The sequence below is a fragment of the Bacteroidales bacterium genome (assembly GCA_041671145.1).
Classification (GTDB): domain Bacteria; phylum Bacteroidota; class Bacteroidia; order Bacteroidales; family JAHJDW01; genus JAQUPB01.
Genome location: JBAZBZ010000008.1, coordinates 45507 through 63294 on the forward strand (window position 1 = coordinate 45507; position 17788 = coordinate 63294).

Annotated in this window: 19 protein-coding genes; 8 read left to right on the forward strand and 11 right to left on the reverse strand. The window is 31.2% G+C overall.

What is annotated here, in order from left to right:
• Window positions 1–34 precede the first annotated feature (34 nt).
• The 3 genes from aroQ to cdaA are packed head-to-tail and all read right to left on the reverse strand — an operon-like array spanning window position 35 to window position 2075.
• Window positions 35–460 (reverse strand): type II 3-dehydroquinate dehydratase, encoded by a 426-nt coding sequence (aroQ, locus tag WC223_04625; protein MFA6923520.1) that lies wholly within the window; start codon window positions 458–460, stop codon window positions 35–37.
• Window positions 457–1287: a hypothetical protein gene (locus WC223_04630; GenBank protein MFA6923521.1), complete on the reverse strand. Its 831-nt coding sequence runs from the start codon at window positions 1285–1287 to the stop codon at window positions 457–459. The genes aroQ and WC223_04630 overlap by 4 nt, the downstream gene beginning before the upstream one ends.
• Complete coding sequence (gene cdaA / locus WC223_04635) at window positions 1284–2075, reverse strand: diadenylate cyclase CdaA (GenBank protein MFA6923522.1); 792 nt, start codon at window positions 2073–2075, stop codon at window positions 1284–1286. Before cdaA ends, WC223_04630 begins: the two co-directional genes overlap by 4 nt.
• A gap of 115 nt (window positions 2076–2190) precedes the next feature.
• Between cdaA and WC223_04640 the strand changes: the two genes are divergently transcribed.
• The 5 genes from WC223_04640 to metG all read left to right on the forward strand — a co-directional run bounded on the left by WC223_04640 (window position 2191) and on the right by metG (window position 7348).
• Window positions 2191–2454, forward strand: a complete 264-nt coding sequence (locus WC223_04640) for a cupin domain-containing protein (GenBank protein MFA6923523.1) — start codon at window positions 2191–2193, stop codon at window positions 2452–2454.
• 193 nt (window positions 2455–2647) lie between these two features.
• Entirely contained in the window at window positions 2648–3277 is a 630-nt protein-coding gene (locus WC223_04645) for a hypothetical protein (GenBank protein MFA6923524.1), read from the forward strand.
• 63 nt (window positions 3278–3340) lie between these two features.
• Window positions 3341–3586: an acyl carrier protein gene (locus WC223_04650; protein MFA6923525.1), complete on the forward strand. Its 246-nt coding sequence runs from the start codon at window positions 3341–3343 to the stop codon at window positions 3584–3586.
• Window positions 3587–3603: 17 nt separating this feature from the next.
• The gene (locus tag WC223_04655; protein ID MFA6923526.1) at window positions 3604–5046 is read left to right on the forward strand and encodes an MBOAT family O-acyltransferase; all 1443 of its coding nucleotides are present in this window, start codon (window positions 3604–3606) and stop codon (window positions 5044–5046) included.
• Between the two features lie 238 nt (window positions 5047–5284).
• Entirely contained in the window at window positions 5285–7348 is a 2064-nt protein-coding gene (gene metG, locus WC223_04660) for a methionine--tRNA ligase (protein ID MFA6923527.1), read from the forward strand.
• 42 nt (window positions 7349–7390) lie between these two features.
• Here the strand turns inward: metG and nth are convergent, their stop codons facing one another.
• The 8 genes from nth to WC223_04700 all read right to left on the reverse strand — a co-directional run bounded on the left by nth (window position 7391) and on the right by WC223_04700 (window position 15953).
• Entirely contained in the window at window positions 7391–8032 is a 642-nt protein-coding gene (nth, locus tag WC223_04665; GenBank protein MFA6923528.1) for an endonuclease III, read from the reverse strand.
• Between the two features lie 30 nt (window positions 8033–8062).
• Window positions 8063–8824 (reverse strand): NADH:ubiquinone oxidoreductase, encoded by a 762-nt coding sequence (locus WC223_04670; GenBank protein ID MFA6923529.1) that lies wholly within the window; start codon window positions 8822–8824, stop codon window positions 8063–8065.
• A 23-nt stretch (window positions 8825–8847) separates the two neighbouring features.
• Complete coding sequence (locus tag WC223_04675) at window positions 8848–10365, reverse strand: NADH-quinone oxidoreductase subunit C (protein MFA6923530.1); 1518 nt, start codon at window positions 10363–10365, stop codon at window positions 8848–8850.
• A gap of 148 nt (window positions 10366–10513) precedes the next feature.
• Window positions 10514–11938, reverse strand: coding sequence for a proton-conducting transporter membrane subunit (locus tag WC223_04680; protein ID MFA6923531.1), 1425 nt, complete (start codon window positions 11936–11938; stop codon window positions 10514–10516).
• Window positions 11939–12556 (reverse strand): hypothetical protein, encoded by a 618-nt coding sequence (locus tag WC223_04685; protein ID MFA6923532.1) that lies wholly within the window; start codon window positions 12554–12556, stop codon window positions 11939–11941.
• Window positions 12556–13467 (reverse strand): NADH-quinone oxidoreductase subunit H, encoded by a 912-nt coding sequence (locus WC223_04690; GenBank protein ID MFA6923533.1) that lies wholly within the window; start codon window positions 13465–13467, stop codon window positions 12556–12558. The genes WC223_04685 and WC223_04690 overlap by 1 nt, the downstream gene beginning before the upstream one ends.
• Window positions 13464–15434 (reverse strand): proton-conducting transporter membrane subunit, encoded by a 1971-nt coding sequence (locus WC223_04695; protein ID MFA6923534.1) that lies wholly within the window; start codon window positions 15432–15434, stop codon window positions 13464–13466. The genes WC223_04690 and WC223_04695 overlap by 4 nt, the downstream gene beginning before the upstream one ends.
• A 252-nt stretch (window positions 15435–15686) precedes the next feature.
• The gene (locus tag WC223_04700) at window positions 15687–15953 is read right to left on the reverse strand and encodes a hypothetical protein (protein ID MFA6923535.1); all 267 of its coding nucleotides are present in this window, start codon (window positions 15951–15953) and stop codon (window positions 15687–15689) included.
• Window positions 15954–16086: 133 nt separating this feature from the next.
• On the opposite strand from WC223_04700, the gene pyrH reads away from it, so the two are divergent.
• The 3 genes from pyrH to frr all read left to right on the forward strand — a co-directional run bounded on the left by pyrH (window position 16087) and on the right by frr (window position 17788).
• Entirely contained in the window at window positions 16087–16797 is a 711-nt protein-coding gene (pyrH, locus tag WC223_04705; protein ID MFA6923536.1) for a UMP kinase, read from the forward strand.
• Window positions 16798–16847: 50 nt separating this feature from the next.
• Complete coding sequence (locus WC223_04710; protein ID MFA6923537.1) at window positions 16848–17144, forward strand: 2TM domain-containing protein; 297 nt, start codon at window positions 16848–16850, stop codon at window positions 17142–17144.
• A gap of 80 nt (window positions 17145–17224) precedes the next feature.
• A complete protein-coding gene (frr, locus tag WC223_04715) occupies window positions 17225–17788 on the forward strand; it encodes a ribosome recycling factor (protein MFA6923538.1) in 564 nt (187 codons plus the stop codon).

A 17788-nucleotide genomic window follows, 5' to 3' on the forward strand; every position in this document is an offset into this window, starting at 1 on the left:
TAAAGTTTAAACAACTTTTTAAATCAAAATCATTTTATTTTTTATTTTTAAAAAAAAATTCAACTGCGAGGCGGTACGAATCGAGCCCGAAGCCTGTAATTACACCCTTGCATTTTGCAGAGAGCAGAGAATTTTTTCGGAATTCTTCGCGCGCATAAATATTTGAAATATGAACTTCAACAACCGGTGCAGTTATAGAAGCAACAGCATCTGCAATAGCAACTGAAGTATGAGTATATCCACCTGCATTTAAAATTATTCCATTATATGAAAAACCTGTATCATGAAGTTTATTTATTATTTCTCCTTCCACATTCGACTGAAAATATTCAATGGAAATATTTTTATATTTTTTTTTCAATTGTTTGAAGTACTCCTCGAAAGATTTTTCTCCGTATATTGATTTTTCTCTTTTTCCGAGTAAATTAAGATTAGGTCCGTTGATTATTATTAATCTCATTTTTTTACAAATTTTAAAGTTTTATTATCGTAACTCAACAAGTAAGCTTTATTCTTTTCCAATTTATAAATATTAGCTTTTGTTCCTTTGCCGCTCATAAGTAATTTTCCTGCCATGTCATAAATTTCATAAGAAGTTATCGTAGAAAAATTTATTCCTTCGCCTCCTTTTTCAATTGTAACAACAACTTCAGGAATTTTAGGGCGATATTTAAGTTCGTTGGAAAAAATTTCCTTGCCACGCGGAGTTATTTGTTTTAAACGGAAAATATTATTTCCCGATACTAAATTAATTGAAAAAGAATATGAGTTTTGAGTTGGATTACCTTTGCCGGGAATTTCTCCTAATTTTATCCATCTGTTCCATTTAAACTGTTCAACTATAAAAGGAATTTCTGCATTTTCATCTTTTGTTGTCCATATTAAATTATTGTCTTTCTGGTCAAATTTGAATGAAGTTATTGTGAATCCTCCTTTTGGCAGCAGAACTTCAGGGTTGATAATTTGTGGTTTGCAACTGTCTTTATAAGTTATTTTAATTATAATACTGTCTTTGTTTTTTAAACCAAGTAAATTAAAATCTATTTCAAAAGTATTTGAATTTATAATGTCGCTTATTTCCTTATTATTCACTGTCAGTGCGGTAATGCAGAATTCTTTTTCCGATGGAAAAGAAGGATTATTCACATATAAATTTTCACCGCAGTAAATACCTTTCAAAACTATTTCTGCCGAAAAAATTTTATTTGAAGAAATAAAAGTTACTGTCAGAAATAAAAGTTTTCTGATTGTAGTATTTAAAAAGTTTTTTATTTTAATTTTTATCATGCCTTAAATTCGTTTCTTAGAATTTGTTTTAATTTAAAAAGGCTAATATTATAATCCATTTTACCTTCTTTCACAAAAGAAATAAATCCCGTTTGTTCCGAAACAACAATGGCCACAGCATCCAATTTTTCGGTTATTCCGGCTGCCGACTTATGTCTTAATCCGAATTCTGAAGGAAATGCAGGGTTATCGGTAATAGGCAAAATACATTTTGCAGCCATCATTTTTCCATCGCTGATAATAATTGCACCGTCATGGAGTGGATTATTCTTGAAAAAAATACTTTCTATTGCTTTAGTTGAAATTCTCGCTTCAATAACTTCGCCCGATTCAATGTATGTCGTAAGGGGTGATTTTTCGGCAATAACAATCAATGCTCCCGTTTTGGAATGTATCATGTTTTTGCATGCATTAACTATTTCAACTATATCCTGCCCCTTGATTATATTATAGATTCCGGCACCAAGAATACTTTTCTTCGTTCCTTTAATAAAAAATTTAGGTTTCCCTATTAACAGTAAAAACTGTCTTATTTCGGGCTGAAAAACAATTATCAAGGCAAGAACACCCACACCAAGAAAAGCCCCCAGAATATTACTTAATAATTTTAATTTAAAATAATCAACAACCTGCCAAATTGCATAAACGGCTATTATGCCTATAAAAATATTCACCGCTGCAGTTCCCTTAATCACCCTGTAAAGTTGATATAATAAAAAAATTACCAGAATAATGTCGATTACATCAACAAAATGAATGTTTTTAAAATCAATAATGTTAGTAAGCATAATTTTTCAGCAATATTCAAAAATCAATATTAATAATATTTCACAAATAAATAAAAATTATTAAAAATCATATTATTTTTACAAATTTAAAAATAAAAATTAAAACATCGCAATTATGCAAATGCAAATTCACAAACCAACCCCACAGGAAATTGAAAAAACAAAAAACTGGGGAACATGGAGCAAAGAACCTTCTGTATTTGAATGGGAATATGATACAAAGGAAACATGCTTAATTCTTGAAGGTAATGCCGAAGTTACCGATAAAGAAGGAAACAAAATTCAGTTCGGACCCGGCGATTGGGTTGTTTTTGAAAAAGGACTGAAATGTACGTGGAAAATAAAAAAGGCAATAAAAAAGAAATATAACTTTGGTTGATAAAAAAAGTTTAAAGTTTAATGCCTAAAGTTTAAAGTTTCGGAATTTTGTTGCCTGTGCAAATAAACTGAAAATTAAGCTAAACAAAATTACGATAATCTTGCAAATGCTGGATTCTTCGGAACTAAAAACTAAAAACATTTACATTAGGAGTTCGAAGTTTAATGTTTTTTTATAAATCCTAAATTAATCAATGACAAAATTTTTTTTATTTTTTCTTATTCTGCTTTTAAGCATTTCGGTCTCTTCTCAGAATATAAGAGGCGGACCTATAGTTGGATTCAATATGTCGCAGGTTGACGGTGACAGGGTTTACGGATTTCATAAATTTGGCTTGCACACCGGTGCAACTGCTATAATTCCTTTGCCCGCAAACTTTTCCGTTCATCTCGAAATTTTATATAACCAGAAAGGTAGTTATCAAAAACCACGTTCCGCCGATTCTCTAAACGGTTCCTTGAAATTAATTTTAAATTATCTCGATGCTCCGCTATACCTTAATTATTTTGACCAAAAAGGGAAATTAAATTTTGGCTTGGGATTATCATGGGGACGCCTCGTAGAATTCAGCGAAATGCAAGATGGTTATAAACAAAATTATCCGGTTAATCCTTATCGCAACGATGATATAGATATTTTTCTAAATTTTTATACAAGCATTTATAAAGGATTGAAATTTTGCTGGCGTTATTCATATTCGACAAGAAAAGTCCGCACAAAATATTTTTCCGACGGAAGAACAATGAATCAATTTCATAATGTGATTACATTTTCGGTAATGTATATTTTCCGAGATGAAGCGCAGATTATTAAAAATAATTAGAGTTTGTATGGATTTTAAAAAAATTATTTACTTACTTTTATCAATAAAGAAAATCATCATAATATGACTGCTCAAGAAGTTTTAACCCAACTAACACCTATTTTTATTGATATTCTCGATAATAAAAACATTGCATTAAAACCCGAAACAACGGCAAAAGATATTGAAGAATGGGACTCTATTACATACATTCAGCTTATTGTTGCAATTGAAAAACATTTTAAAATAAAATTCACTTCAATTGAAGTTTCGAATTTTAAAAATGTTGGGGAAATGTGTGAAACGATAATTAAAAGATTAAAAAAATGAAAAATTAAAAGATTAGAATGTTATTTAATTCAATACAGTTTGCAATATTTTTCCCCGTTGTTGTTGGAATATATTTCTTAATTCCTAAACGATTCAGATGGCTCTTTTTACTTGTTGCAAGTTATTTTTTCTATATAAATCTTAAAGCAAAATATGCGTTAATTCTCGCTTTTATTACTTTGATAAACTACTCTTCGGGATTATTGATAGAAAAAAACAATAAATTATATATAAGGAAAATTTATCTTGTTATAAGTTTGGCTTTAAGTTTAGCTCCCCTTTTCTTTTTCAAGTATCTGAATTTTTTCAATTATAATATCTGGACATTATTTCAATCTGGAAACTTAAATTACAGCACATTTAATTTTATTATTCCTGTTGGGATTTCGTTTTATACATTTATTGCTATTGGCTACAGCATTGATGTTTATCGCGGCTCGCGAAATGCCGAAAAAAATCTCGGTTATTTTGCTTTATATGTGTCGTTTTTTCCTCAGTTATTAGCCGGACCTATTGCAAAATCAAACTCTTTGCTTCCGCAGTTTCATAGTTTCCCCGATTTTGATTACAAAAGAATTGCAGACGGTTTAAAATTAATGGCATGGGGGTTTTTCAAAAAGCTCATTATTGCCGACAGATTGGCAATTATAGTAAATGAAGTTTATGCAAGTCCTTCCCAATATCATGGCTTTCCTTTGATTATTACAACTTACTTTTACGCATTTCAGGTTTATTGTGATTTTTCGGGATATTCAAATATAGCTATCGGTGCCGCAAAAATTCTGGGTTTTGAACTTGATATAAATTTCAACCAACCTTATATGAGTCGCAACATTACTGAATTTTGGCGCAGATGGCATATCACTCTCGGTAATTGGATAAGAGATTATGTTTATACTCCGCTATCTTTCAGCACCCGCAATCTTGGGATGTTGGGAATTTATTTTTCGCTGATTATAACATTTATTCTTGTCGGCTTGTGGCACGGCGCCGGATGGACATATATTGCTTTTGGCTTGCTGCACGGATTAGCTCTTGCATTTGAAGCAATGACAAGAAAATTTCGAAAGAAAATTTCAAAGAAAATTAATTCCGGTTTATATAATTTCATCAGTATTTTCATAACTTTTAATTATGTTGTTTTATCATATATATTTTTCAGAGCAAATACATTTGACAATGCATTGCAGATATTAAAAAATATCTTTGATTTCCACCTTTCACAAATCAATACCCATTTGTTTGCCGACTTTGGCGTTGGTCCGGCTGAATTATTTTTATCAATTTTCTTCATAATAATATTAGAAATATTTCATTTCATTCAGCGACAACATATCATCAGCAGTTATATTTCTTCGAAACCTGCATGGCTGCGATGGGGAATATACTATTCGCTAATTCTCGTTATTGTTTATTTCGGAATGTTTAATAAAAGTAATTTTATTTATTTTTATTTTTAAAAATAACAAAATTTCTCATTTTTTATATCCGATAATTCTTACTTCTAAAGTAAATATTATCGGATATTTTTTACTTAAGAAATAATAATTATCTAAATGTAATTTTTAAATAGTACATTGATGACACTGTTTTGACTGATTTGTTTCTGTGTTATCTGCGTTCTGTTTTTTAGCTTTCGGTTTCTTATTAAACAAAATAAAATTTATTATTACATTTGAACTCTAAAAAATACAACAAATGGGAAATAAATTTAAACGATATACTGTAACCTCAGCTTTGCCTTATGCAAACGGACCTGTGCATATCGGGCATTTAGCGGGAGTTTATGTGCCTGCCGATATTTATGCAAGATATTTGCGTTTGAAAGGCGAAGACGTTGTTTTCATCGGCGGCTCGGATGAACATGGCGTTCCGATTACTATTAAAGCGAAACAGGAAGGCGTATCGCCTCAGCAAATAGTTGATAAATATCATGAAATTATAAAAAAATCATTTGAAGAATTTGGAATATCGTTCGATATTTATTCGCGAACTTCAAACAAAATACATCACGAAACTGCTTCTGGGTTTTTTAAAACTCTTTATGATAAAAATATTTTTATTGAAAAAAATACAGAGCAATATTACGATGAAGAAGCAAAACAATTTTTAGCCGACAGATATATTACGGGCACTTGTCCGCATTGCAATAATGAAAAAGCTTATGGTGACCAGTGTGAAAAATGCGGTACATCACTGAATGCAACTGATTTGGTAAATCCAAAATCAGTATTAAGTGGAAATCAACCCGTGTTAAAAGAAACAAAACATTGGTTTTTGCCACTTGATAAATATGAAACTTTTTTGAGGAAATGGATACTTGAAGAACATAAAGAAGATTGGAAAATAAATGTTTTGGGACAATGCAAGTCATGGCTTGATACGGGTTTGCAGCCAAGAGCCGTTACACGCGATTTGGATTGGGGCGTAAAAGTTCCTCTCAAAGAAGCTGAAGGGAAAGTTCTATATGTATGGTTTGACGCACCAATCGGATATATTTCAGCAACAAAAGAATGGGCTGAAAAAAATAATAAAGATTGGAAAATATATTGGAAAGATAAAGAAACAAAGCTTGTTCATTTTATCGGAAAAGATAATATTGTTTTTCATTGCATTGTTTTTCCGACGATGCTGCATGCTGAAGCAACTTATATTTTACCCGACAATGTTCCAGCAAATGAATTTATGAATCTTGAAGGTGATAAGATTTCAACATCGCGAAACTGGGCAGTTTGGCTGCATGAATATTTAAAAGAATTTCCAAACAAACAGGATGTTTTGAGATACGCATTAACAGCAAATGCACCTGATACAAAGGACAGCGACTTTACATGGAAAGATTTTCAAACGAGAAACAACAGTGAATTGGTTGCTATTCTTGGCAACTTTGTTAATCGCGTTTTAGTTCTTACACAAAAATATTTTAATGGTATTGTTCCGGAAATACAGGGAAAAACTGATTACGATGATGAAATTATAGCATCAATAAATATTCAAAAAGAAAAAATTGAAAAAAATATTGAAAATTATAAACTTCGTGAAGCCCTCAAAGATTTGATGGATTTGGCAAGAGCAGGAAATAAATATCTTGCTGACACCGAACCTTGGAAACTTATTAAAACAGATGAAAACAGAGTAAAAACAATTTTAAATATTTCTCTTCAGCTTACAGCAAATCTTTCAGCTCTCATGGAGCCGTTCTTGCCTTTTACTGCTGAAAAAATCAGGAAAATACTGAACATTGAAAGGGTAAAATGGGAAAATACCGGAAGAAACGATTTATTGCAAAACGGACATTCATTGAATAAACCCGAATTGCTTTTTGAACAAATAGAAGATGATGCAATAAATGCACAAATTCAAAAACTTCAAAACACTAAAAAAATGAACGAAGAAAATATTATTTCGTCGCAAGCTGATTTGCCGCCCCAAAAAGCAAATATCGAATATGATGATTTTGCAAAAATTGATATTCGTGTTGGAACTATTATTGCCGCCGAAAAAGTTGCAAAAACAAAAAAACTTATAAAACTTACAATAGATACAGGCATTGATAAAAGAACTGTAGTTTCGGGCATTGCCGAATATTATGAACCTGAAAATATTATTGGAAAACAGGTAAGCATTTTAGTTAATTTACAACCTAAAGAACTAAAAGGAATAACGTCGCAGGGAATGATTTTAATGGCAGAAAATACTAAAGGTGAGCTTTGCTTTGTGTCGCCAACAAATAAATTTGATGATGGAAGTATTGTAAAATAATTTGTCCGTTTTTCACTGAAATTTTATTAGGGATTTTTTATTTTAATTTTTCTTTGATTGATAATATCTGCAAAATCCCGTCAATCCACATTCTTCGCATTTAGGTTTTCGGGCAACACAAATATATCTGCCATGCAAAATAAGCCAGTGATGAGCTAAAGTAAGTTTATCCTGTGGAATGCTTTTTACAAGCTGCTTTTCAGTTTCAAGTGGATTTGCAGCATCTGCTGTTAAACCGATTCTTGCCGATACTCTGAAAACATGCGTGTCGACAGGCATAGCAGGTTTCTTAAAAGCTATTGCAAGTATTACATTTGCTGTTTTTCTACCGACACCCGGAAGCTTTTGCAAGTCGTCAATATTGGATGGAACTATTCCGTTAAAATCTGATACAAGCATTTTTGCCATTCCCGATAAGTGAATTGCCTTACTATTAGGATATGAGCACGATTTAATCAATTTAAAAATATCTTCTTGTTTTGCTTTTGCAAGTTTCTCGGCTGCTGGAAATTTTTTAAATAATTCAGGAGTAATCATATTAACGCGCTTATCAGTACATTGAGCTGATAATATTGTGGCTACTAAAAGTTGAAAAGGATTAACATATTCTAATTCCGTTTCTGCTTCAGGTAAATGTTTTGAGAAGTATTCAATAAATTTTTTATATATTTCTTTTTTTTGCATAATGATTTTTTTCAGAATTTTTTATCCTTTTTATTTTTTGTTTTTCATTAAATTCAGAACCCCATTGATAAATGTCAATGGATGCGGAGGATTACCCGGAACGTAAAGGTCAATATTATATTTATCAAGAAAACTTCTGTTCAATGCTTTGCTGCCGGCAAATATTCCTGAACTTATGGCATCTGTACCTGCAAGAATAATTAGTTTTGGTTCGGGTATTGCATCATAGCAGATTTGTAATGGCTCAGCCATGTTTTGAGAAATTGGTCCGGTAATTACAATTCCATCGGCATGACGTGGTGATGCTACAAATTCAATTCCAAAACGTCCCATATCAAAATTAACATTTCCGGCTGCATTTAATTCCATTTCAGTTGAGTTATCTCCTGCAGCAGAAACTTGTCGGAGTTTTAAAGCATGTTTAAAAAAGGATTTAATTTCTTTTCTTATTTTATCAGGATTGATTTTTATTGGAATATCCTGTCCTGCTTGAATTATAAGTTTACTTCTATCATTAGTTGCAATTTTATAATCGTTTGTAAAATTTATTTTTTCGGGTAAAGCAAAATGACATTCATTGCAGAATAAGCATTTACCCATGTCAATACAGAAAGGCGAATTGTTTATTGCATTTACAGGGCAAAGTGAAATCACTTTGTTTTTTTCTTCTTCAGTAATGTTTGTGCCAATTATTGGTCTGCCTCTAAATAATGGAGTCAACTCAACCATTTCCAAATCTGGAACAAATTGCTTTCCGTGTTTACCAAGTATATTAATTTCTTTTAAAGGCATTGTTATTTATTCTTTAATAATTTTTACAAATCGTTTCCGCAATACGATAAATTATAACTTTTATTGCAAACCGGAAAATCCGAAATTTCCTGTCCTCTAACTGCAAGTGCGAGTGCCATCCAGTTATGCAGTGAAGGGTCTTTTATTTTATAATGAATAATTTTCCCTTTATTATCAGTAATTGCAGTATGACAAATTTCACCACGCCATCCCTCAACCATGGATATTGCAATAAAATATGGTTCAAACTTTAAATCGTAATTCGGATTATCAATAATTTTTTCGTTATCATATTTATTTAGCAATTCTTTTATTATTGCAACAGATTTTAAAACTTCCATTTTTCTGAGCATTGCCCTCGACCAAACATCACCTTTGGGTAAAACAATTGGTTCGTAATTTATTTTATCATATTGTAAAAACGGATGCGACCAACGAGTATCTCTCTTCAAACCCGAACTGCGGGCACCTATTCCAACTGCACCAATCATTGATGCTTGTTTTTTTGTTACTTTTCCGATAGTTTCAAAACGTGCTAAAACACTTGGTAAAGTGAAAATTCTATCGGTTATTTGCAAATATCGTTGTTCTACTTCGTTCAAATTATTTTTAATAATTTCAATAATTTCTTTTGTCAATGGATAATGACTTCCGCAAGTACGTATCAAGCCCTTGCCGAAACGATTGCCACACCAAAACTGATTTGTATTAATAATAATAGTTCTTAATGCTTCGTTAATAACCTGTCCTAATTGATATGCCACATCAGTACAAAGTGCTGCAGTGTCGCCAATATGAATAGCAATTCTTTCAAGTTCAAGTGCAATTGTTCTTTCGATAGATAATTCTTCTGAAATTGTTTTATTTGCTAATGATTCTGCCAATAATGAATATGCAATAGAATGAGCGATAGTTGTGTCGCCTGCAATGCTTTCTGCAAGTATAGTTTGTTGGAGTACACTTTGTTTTTCTAAAAATAATTGTTCAATACCTCTGTGCTGAAAGCCAAGATGAATTTCAAGATGCAAAACATTTTCGCCGTTGCAGATAAATCGAAAATATCCGGGTTCTATAATTCCTGCATGTATTGGACCAACACCAACTTCGTGCAATTCTTCACTATCAATAGAATAAAAAGGATAATTGCTTATTTTATTTTCTAAATTTGAACGATTAAAAGGATAGCGAATTGGCTTTAACCAAGGATGATTCGAAAAATAAATTCCGTAATTTTCATAAATTTCTCTTTCGAAAACATGAAACTGAAAATGTTTCGCGGTTATTGATTCGAGCGAAATATCTTTTGTTTTCGGCTGTTCATGTGAAAGAATTATTATTTTTTTTGTTTCATCATCGCCAATGCAACAAACAAATTTATACTTATCGGATAGAGGAAACGCAAAATAATTCAAGCAATGATTTGATTCAACTGACATCAATTCATCAACAGTTTTTTGAAATTCCGAATATGATAACACAGGAATATCAGTAAGTTTGATTGATGATGGATTGGATGTTATTTCGTAATATATTTTCGTCATTTTTTAATACTTAATTCTATAAAATCAGCCACAGATTCACAAATAATCATAATATTTTGTGATTACATTCACAAAATATTATGTTTCATATTCAAACACCAGCCAAACAAGCAATTCCATTTTGGTTAAATTTTAAATCAAAATTTCATCATTTCGGCAATCCTTGCACTATACCATTAATAAAATCAACCAATACAGCAGGTTGATTAAAGCAAATATAAATAACTATTCCAAACAATATATATTGTGAGATTGTTTGTATTGGGTTTATGCTTTTAGTAGTAACTATTTCGGGATTTCGTGGCTGCGAAAAAAGAATATGCATGACTCGCGTTGTCAAAGCATATAATACAAAACACAATAAAATCGCAGTTATGATTAAATAAAAATAATTACCATTATTAACCATTGCTTTTAAAAGTAAAAATTCAGATATAAAAAGTCCTGATGGAGGAATTGCAGTAATACATATTAATCCGAGCATTAATACAATTGCTCCTGCAGGATATAATTTTAAATAATTTCCCGAATCATCTAATTGATATGTTCCCATAACTTTATATGATTGTCCCATCTGATAGAATAAACCTGCTTTTGTTAATGAATGTAAAACAATATGCAAAATTGCTGCGTAATAGCCAATACCGCCAACTCCTATGGCAATTGCGACAATACCCATATTTTCCAAACTCGAATATGCAAGCATTCGCTTGTTGTGTTTTGCTTTCAACATGTATCCAGAGGCAATAAGCAACGATAATATTCCTGAAAGTATTAGTAAATTATTCATAAAAGTAAGAATAACCGTAGAAGAAAACAATGTGTAAACCCTGAAAATAGCTATAAAGCCAACGTTCATCAAAGTAGTTGAAATAAATGCACTGATTGGCGGAGGGGAAACAGTATGAGCATCAATGGTAACCGTGTGCATCGGAAATAGTCCCATTTTTGTACTATATCCAACAAAAATAAAAATAAAAGCAATTTTCAGATAAAGCGGATTTGCCTGTATTGCTGTTTGCGACAAAGAGTCAAAAGATAACTGTAATATCCGGTTTCCGTTTACAGTTAAACCAAGAAACATGATTCCAATATATGCAAGAGCAATTCCGATTGAACAAACGAAAAAATATTTCCATGTTGCTTCCAGAGAAAGTGCTGTTCGGTCGTGATAAATGAGTGCTGCAACGGCTAATGTGGTTGCTTCAACAAATATCCATACTGCTATCATTCCATTTGCCAGATAGGCACCCGACATTGCTACTATTAATGCTACAAGTGCCGAATGATAAATAGCATACCTTTTCGGAGTTTCATCTTTAACATAAATAAAACCATGATAAATTGTAGTAAATGAGAGTAATGAAAGTATTGAAAGAAGCAATACTCCAAGTTTATCAAATGTGAAATATTCCAATTTTGTTTCTCCTACATGCAGCCAGCAATATATTGCTAATGCCAATTCCATAAATCCAAAAATAATAGTCATTGCTTTAACAATCGTCTTATTTTTATGCAAAACCATTGATAATGCAATAGAAATTGATAATATAAAAAACAAAAGCAAAAACATTTATTCGTCTTTTAGCATTGTTAAATCATCAGTATGTTGTTTCAAACGCATGGCAAATATTCCAAGTATCAATATACTCGCAAAAATATCGAGTAAAATGGCAATATTAATAAGCATCGGCATTTCATTGCCAATAGTAAGCGAAAATAAAAATACAGCATTTTCAATTACAAGAAATCCTATTAAATGGGAGAATATTTTTTTATGAGAAGTAATTAAAAAAAGTCCTGTGTACAATGCAAAGAATGAAACAATAAAATAAGTTATATTTCCAAGTCTTGTTTTTAATGAATATGCAATAATTATACTTAGCAACAAACCGATAGATACAAATATCAAAGAAAATAATCCGGGTAAAGCTTTGACATGTACTCTTTCTTCGCCTGTTTTATTTATTATTTTATATAATAAAAATGGGACGGCAATTCCTTTGAATATTAATGTTTCTGATGATACAAATAAAAAATTTCCGATAGTTAATGCTTTTAGTTCGAAGAGAGCAAGAGCAAATAATAAAAATCCCTGAAAACATACAAGGTTTGTATAAATTCTAAAACGTTCGGTAATTGAAAAATACAAGAGTGTAATTGCAAACAATATGACAATTAGTATATCCATTATTTAAGCATTTGATGTAATAATAACAAACTCAAAATAAATGCTACAAGAGCAATAGAACTCAAGCTAACAATAAATTGCGGGTTCTTCATTAGCTTTTTTCTTGCTCTGAAAGATTCCAAAAACCCTATTATTGCAGCAAATATTATTTGCGTCGAAAAATAAATAGAAAGCTGAAGAACAATTGGTAAATTAACCGGTATAACAAAATTAGCAATAAAAGTGCCGTAAATTGCAAATTTCAACGTAGTTCCAATTTGTATCAAAGCGAGGTCAAATCCGCAATGGTCAAGAATCATTACTTCGTGAATCATTGTTAATTCGAGATGTGTCTTTGGGTCGTCAACAGGCATGCGACTATTCTCAATCATTGCAATTTGAATTAACAGATAAATCAATATTATGGAAATAATAAAATAATAGTGATTTGCAAGCTGCAGGTTTGCAAATATTTCTTGCATTGAGGTATATCCTGTCAATAAAGCAATAGTTCCTATTAAAATAAAAAATGCTGGCTCAACAAGCATTGAATAAAGAGCTTCGCGGTTTGCACCCATACCTTCGAAACTGCTTCCTGTGTCCATAGCACTTAAAATGAAGAAAAATTTACCAAGTGCGAGCAGATAAGCAAAAAGAATGAAGTCGCCATTAAACCCGAAAATTAATTTATATCCTGCAAATGGCATAAGAAGCATAGCGCAAATAATTGTTGTTATATATATAACCGGTGCTATTTGAAAAATATAACTTGTAGTACTACTAAAAGTACTGCTTTTTCTTAACAGGATTAGGATATTTTTCCATGGCTGTAAAATATCTGGGCCTTTTCTTCCGCTTGTAATACTTTTTATACGGAGAATTATTCCCGGAAAAAATAAAGCAGTTATCAATATCAACAAGAAACTTATCATATAAATTTTAAATACATCAAAATAAAAATTAATAAAATAAAAATAAAAGCATAAAGTATGTAATGTTGAATTTGTCCGGTTTGTAAGCGGGCAAGTTTTTTCAGAATCATCATTAAGAAATCAACAATTTTTAAAATAGTTTTTTTAAAAACATCTTCAGGATGTGTATAAAATGAACGTTTGGCAGGAAATATCTCGTTTTCGCTTATTTGATTATATTCTTTTTTGATATGAAGCAATGGTCGTGCAATGTCGCTAAAATTATTTGCAAAAGATGAACCGGTATATTGTTGTTTTCCCGAAATATTAGCAGAGCCGCATCCCCAGGTCGTTCCATAATTAACTTTTCTTTTTTTTAACATTTTTGAACGAAGAATAATAAGCGAACCTGTAATAACAATCAATGTAATGCTAATTATGCCGATTTTACTGAACGTGTCTGTGATTGACAAAATGTAGCTGTCGGTATTTATTTTAAAAAGCCCCGAAACAATAATGGTTATGGGCTTAATAAATATCATCGGAAATAATCCGATAGCAATTATTGCCAGTGAAATTAATAATTGCGGAAATAACATATCATTACCGACTTCGTTAACTTCATTCTCCATCTTTTTTCTTGATGTTCCAAGAAAAACAACACTAAAAACTTTTGTAAAGCAGAATATCGCAAGTCCTCCGATTAAAACCAATGCGATTATTGCAAGAAGCATTAAAATTGAATTGTGAAAGGTACCGGTAGTAAGACCTTTAAATAAACCCAAATAAATTAAAAATTCTGAAATAAAACCGTTTAATGGAGGCAACCCGCAAATGGCAATAGAGCCAATGAGAAAGAATGCTGCAGTTTTCGGCATTTTATGAATCACACCACCAAGTTGTTCGATGTTATGAGTGTGATAATTTTTATAAACCGAGCCCGCACTATAAAATAAAAGTGATTTAAATAACGAGTGATTTAGCACATGAAGCAATGCTCCGCTGAATCCAAGCATTACAAGTAAAGGATTATTAATGCCCAACCCGATTGTTCCCAGACCAATACCCATGCCTATTATCCCAATGTTTTCGATGCTATGATAAGCAAGCAGTTTCTTTAAGTCATGTTGAATTATAGCAAACATTACTCCAAGAATGCCGGATATTGCGGAAATTAACAAAATAAAAAAACCAATTAAATACAAATCGAAATGCACATAACTTAGAACTCTAATAATTCCGTAAATCCCCATTTTTATCATAACTCCGGACATTGTTCCGGATACATGTGAAGGAGCAGCCGGATGAGCATCAGGCAGCCATGTGTGCAGAGGAATAAAACCTGCTTTTATAGCAAATCCCACAAAAAACATCATAAATAAAAAGCTATTGTTGTGATTTGCAAAATATATTTTTAGCGCATCAAAACTTATATTTCCTGTTTCTGATTGACAAATTAAAAATGCAATTAAAAGAAAAACAAATCCGATATGCATTTGAATAAGATAATTTACTGCGGTTTTTAATGTTGAGCGTTTTTCACCTTCAAATAAAATCAAAATAAATGATGAAACAGCCATTAATTCCCATGCAATAAGAAAAGCAAATCCGTTTCTGAAAACTAAAACCAACAGCATGGATACATGTAATAACAAGTAATTACAATAATGTATTGCTATTTCATAAGAACTTTTTTTACTTAAATACGGCTGTAAATATCCTTTTGAAAAAAGCATTCCCGTGAGCATTGTGAAATTAGTCACAATCATAAAGAATGCACTTAAGTTGTCAATAATTATTTCTGTTGAAAATATATAAAATACAAAAGGAGTTGAGCCAAAATTGATAAGTAGAGAAATAGCAGGTATAGAGCTTATTACAGAAACATATAAAGTTATAAAAAGAGCAAAGTAATAGCGTAGTTTTGAAGAGATAATCAAAATTAATAAGGACAAAACAACAGGTAATATCAACAAAAAATCCATCATTTACTTAGGTATCTTAATATCCTAACGTTGATTTACTCTAAATAAAATTAGCATTTATTAAAGAATAAAATTTTAAACAAAAGTATTATAATTATTAGTAATCAGTAATTTTTTTGTGAATTTCTTTCTTCTGCAAAACAAAATCAGTTTTCAGTTAAATCAATGAGGAACAAATTTTGCACTATATGGATTAAAACTGTTGAAATTAATACAAACCCTGCGAGGGCTTCGAACTCTCGCAGGATTTAAAAGTTAATTTGCGACATACTCAACATTTCTGCAATTGCTGAGTTTAACAACATTCAATGCTTTTGAATAAGCAAGAATATTAGAAATCACATCGTTGCATGGAGATATTTCGGAATCGTCAAGCAATTTTTTTGTTTTTCCGAAAGAAACAAATCGTTTTTTTACAAATTCGTCTTCTTCAATTGCTTGTTTTAATTCTTTTGCGTCAGTTTGGTTTGTTTCGTTGTATGTATAAAGAATTAAGTCATTAAGGGTAAATGTTTTTTTCATAGTTGGTTTTTAGTTAATAATAACTTTTATTTCATTAAAACGCCATATTGTTTTCAATATTGTATAATTTTAAACAAAATTTTTAAAATTCTTTTTGTAAATTTGTCAGATAATAAATTTATTTAATATTAATATGAAATATAAACGAATCCTGTTAAAATTAAGCGGTGAATCATTGATGGGAAGCAATCAGGCAGGCATTGACCCCACAACAGTGAATGGATATTGTGAAGAAATTAAAGCTATAGTTGCTGAAGGGGTTCAACTTGGAATTGTTGTTGGCGGAGGCAATATTTTCAGGGGTTTAAAAGGATTAAAAGAAGGATTCGACCGTGTTCAAGGTGATTATATGGGAATGTTGGCAACTATCATCAACAGCATGGCTCTTCAATCATTATTGGAGAAAAATAATGTTAAAACCAAAATATTATCAGGCATTACGATAGAACCTGTATGCAAAACTATGAGCAGGAAAATGGCATTGAAATATATGGTTAACGGTTATGTTGTGATTATAGCTGGTGGAACAGGAAATCCTTATTTTACAACAGATACAGCAGCAGCTTTACGTGCTGCAGAAATTAAAGCCGAAGTAATTCTTAAAGGAACAAGAGTAGATGGAGTTTATAATACCGACCCTGAAAAAGACAAGAATGCTGTAAAATTCGATAATTTAACTTTTAACGAAGCGATTGATAAAGGACTTGGGATAATGGATTTAACCGCATTTACATTTTGCAGGGAAAATAAAATTCCGATTATAGTTTTTAATATGAACGTAAAAGGTAATCTGAAAAGAATAATTAGAGGCGACAAAGTAGGAACACTTATTAATAATTTATGAAGTGGTGAAGTAGCAAAATAATTGTTCTATAATCATAAATTTTATAAAAAATGGAAAACTCCGAAAACAGAAATCAGGAACTTTGGGAATTAGCAAGTGCACGTGCCGGCTTTAAAGTGCATTTAACGGTTTATATTCTTGTAAATCTTTCTTTGTGGGGTATTTGGTATTTTTTAACAATAATAACTGAAGAAAAAACCTTTTCATATTGGCCTATTTACCCGATGCTTTCATGGGGAATTGGTTTGTTGTTTCACTATATGAGAGTTTATCACTGGACAAATAACTGGACGGAAAAAGAATACGAAAAACTTTTAAAAAAGAAACAAAATAAACAATTAGAATAAATTGATAATAATAATTAACTTGTTTCAAGAACCGTATAAAATTATTTTATTTTTTATTAATTATTAAAACCAATAAACTTATGAGTGAGCAAGCTAAACAGTGCATAGACGAAACCAAAAATCAGATGCAGGCAGCAATATCGCATCTGGAAAAAGAATTGATGAAAGTACGTGCAGGAAAAGCATCTCCGCAAATGCTCGATTCTATTCTTGTTGACTATTACGGAACAATGACTCCCCTTAATCAGATTGCAAACATCAGCACTCCCGATGCTAAAACTATTGTTGTCCAGCCATGGGATAAGTCGGTACTTACGGTAATAGAAAAAACAATATTAAACGCAAATCTCGGATTTAATCCTAAAAATGATGGCATGGTTTTGAGAATTACTGTTCCAACGCCAACCGAAGAAAGAAGAAAAGAGCTTGTAAAAAAAGCAAAAACCGAAGCTGAAAATGCAAAAGTTACTATAAGAAATATTAGAAGAGATATGAACGAGCATGTAAAAAAGCTTCAGAAAAACGGATTACCCGAAGATGTTGCAAAAAATACCGAAAACGAAATTCAAAACTTTACAAATAATTTCACCAATAAAGTTGACCAAATTTTTTCTATAAAAGAAAAAGATATTATGACGGTTTAA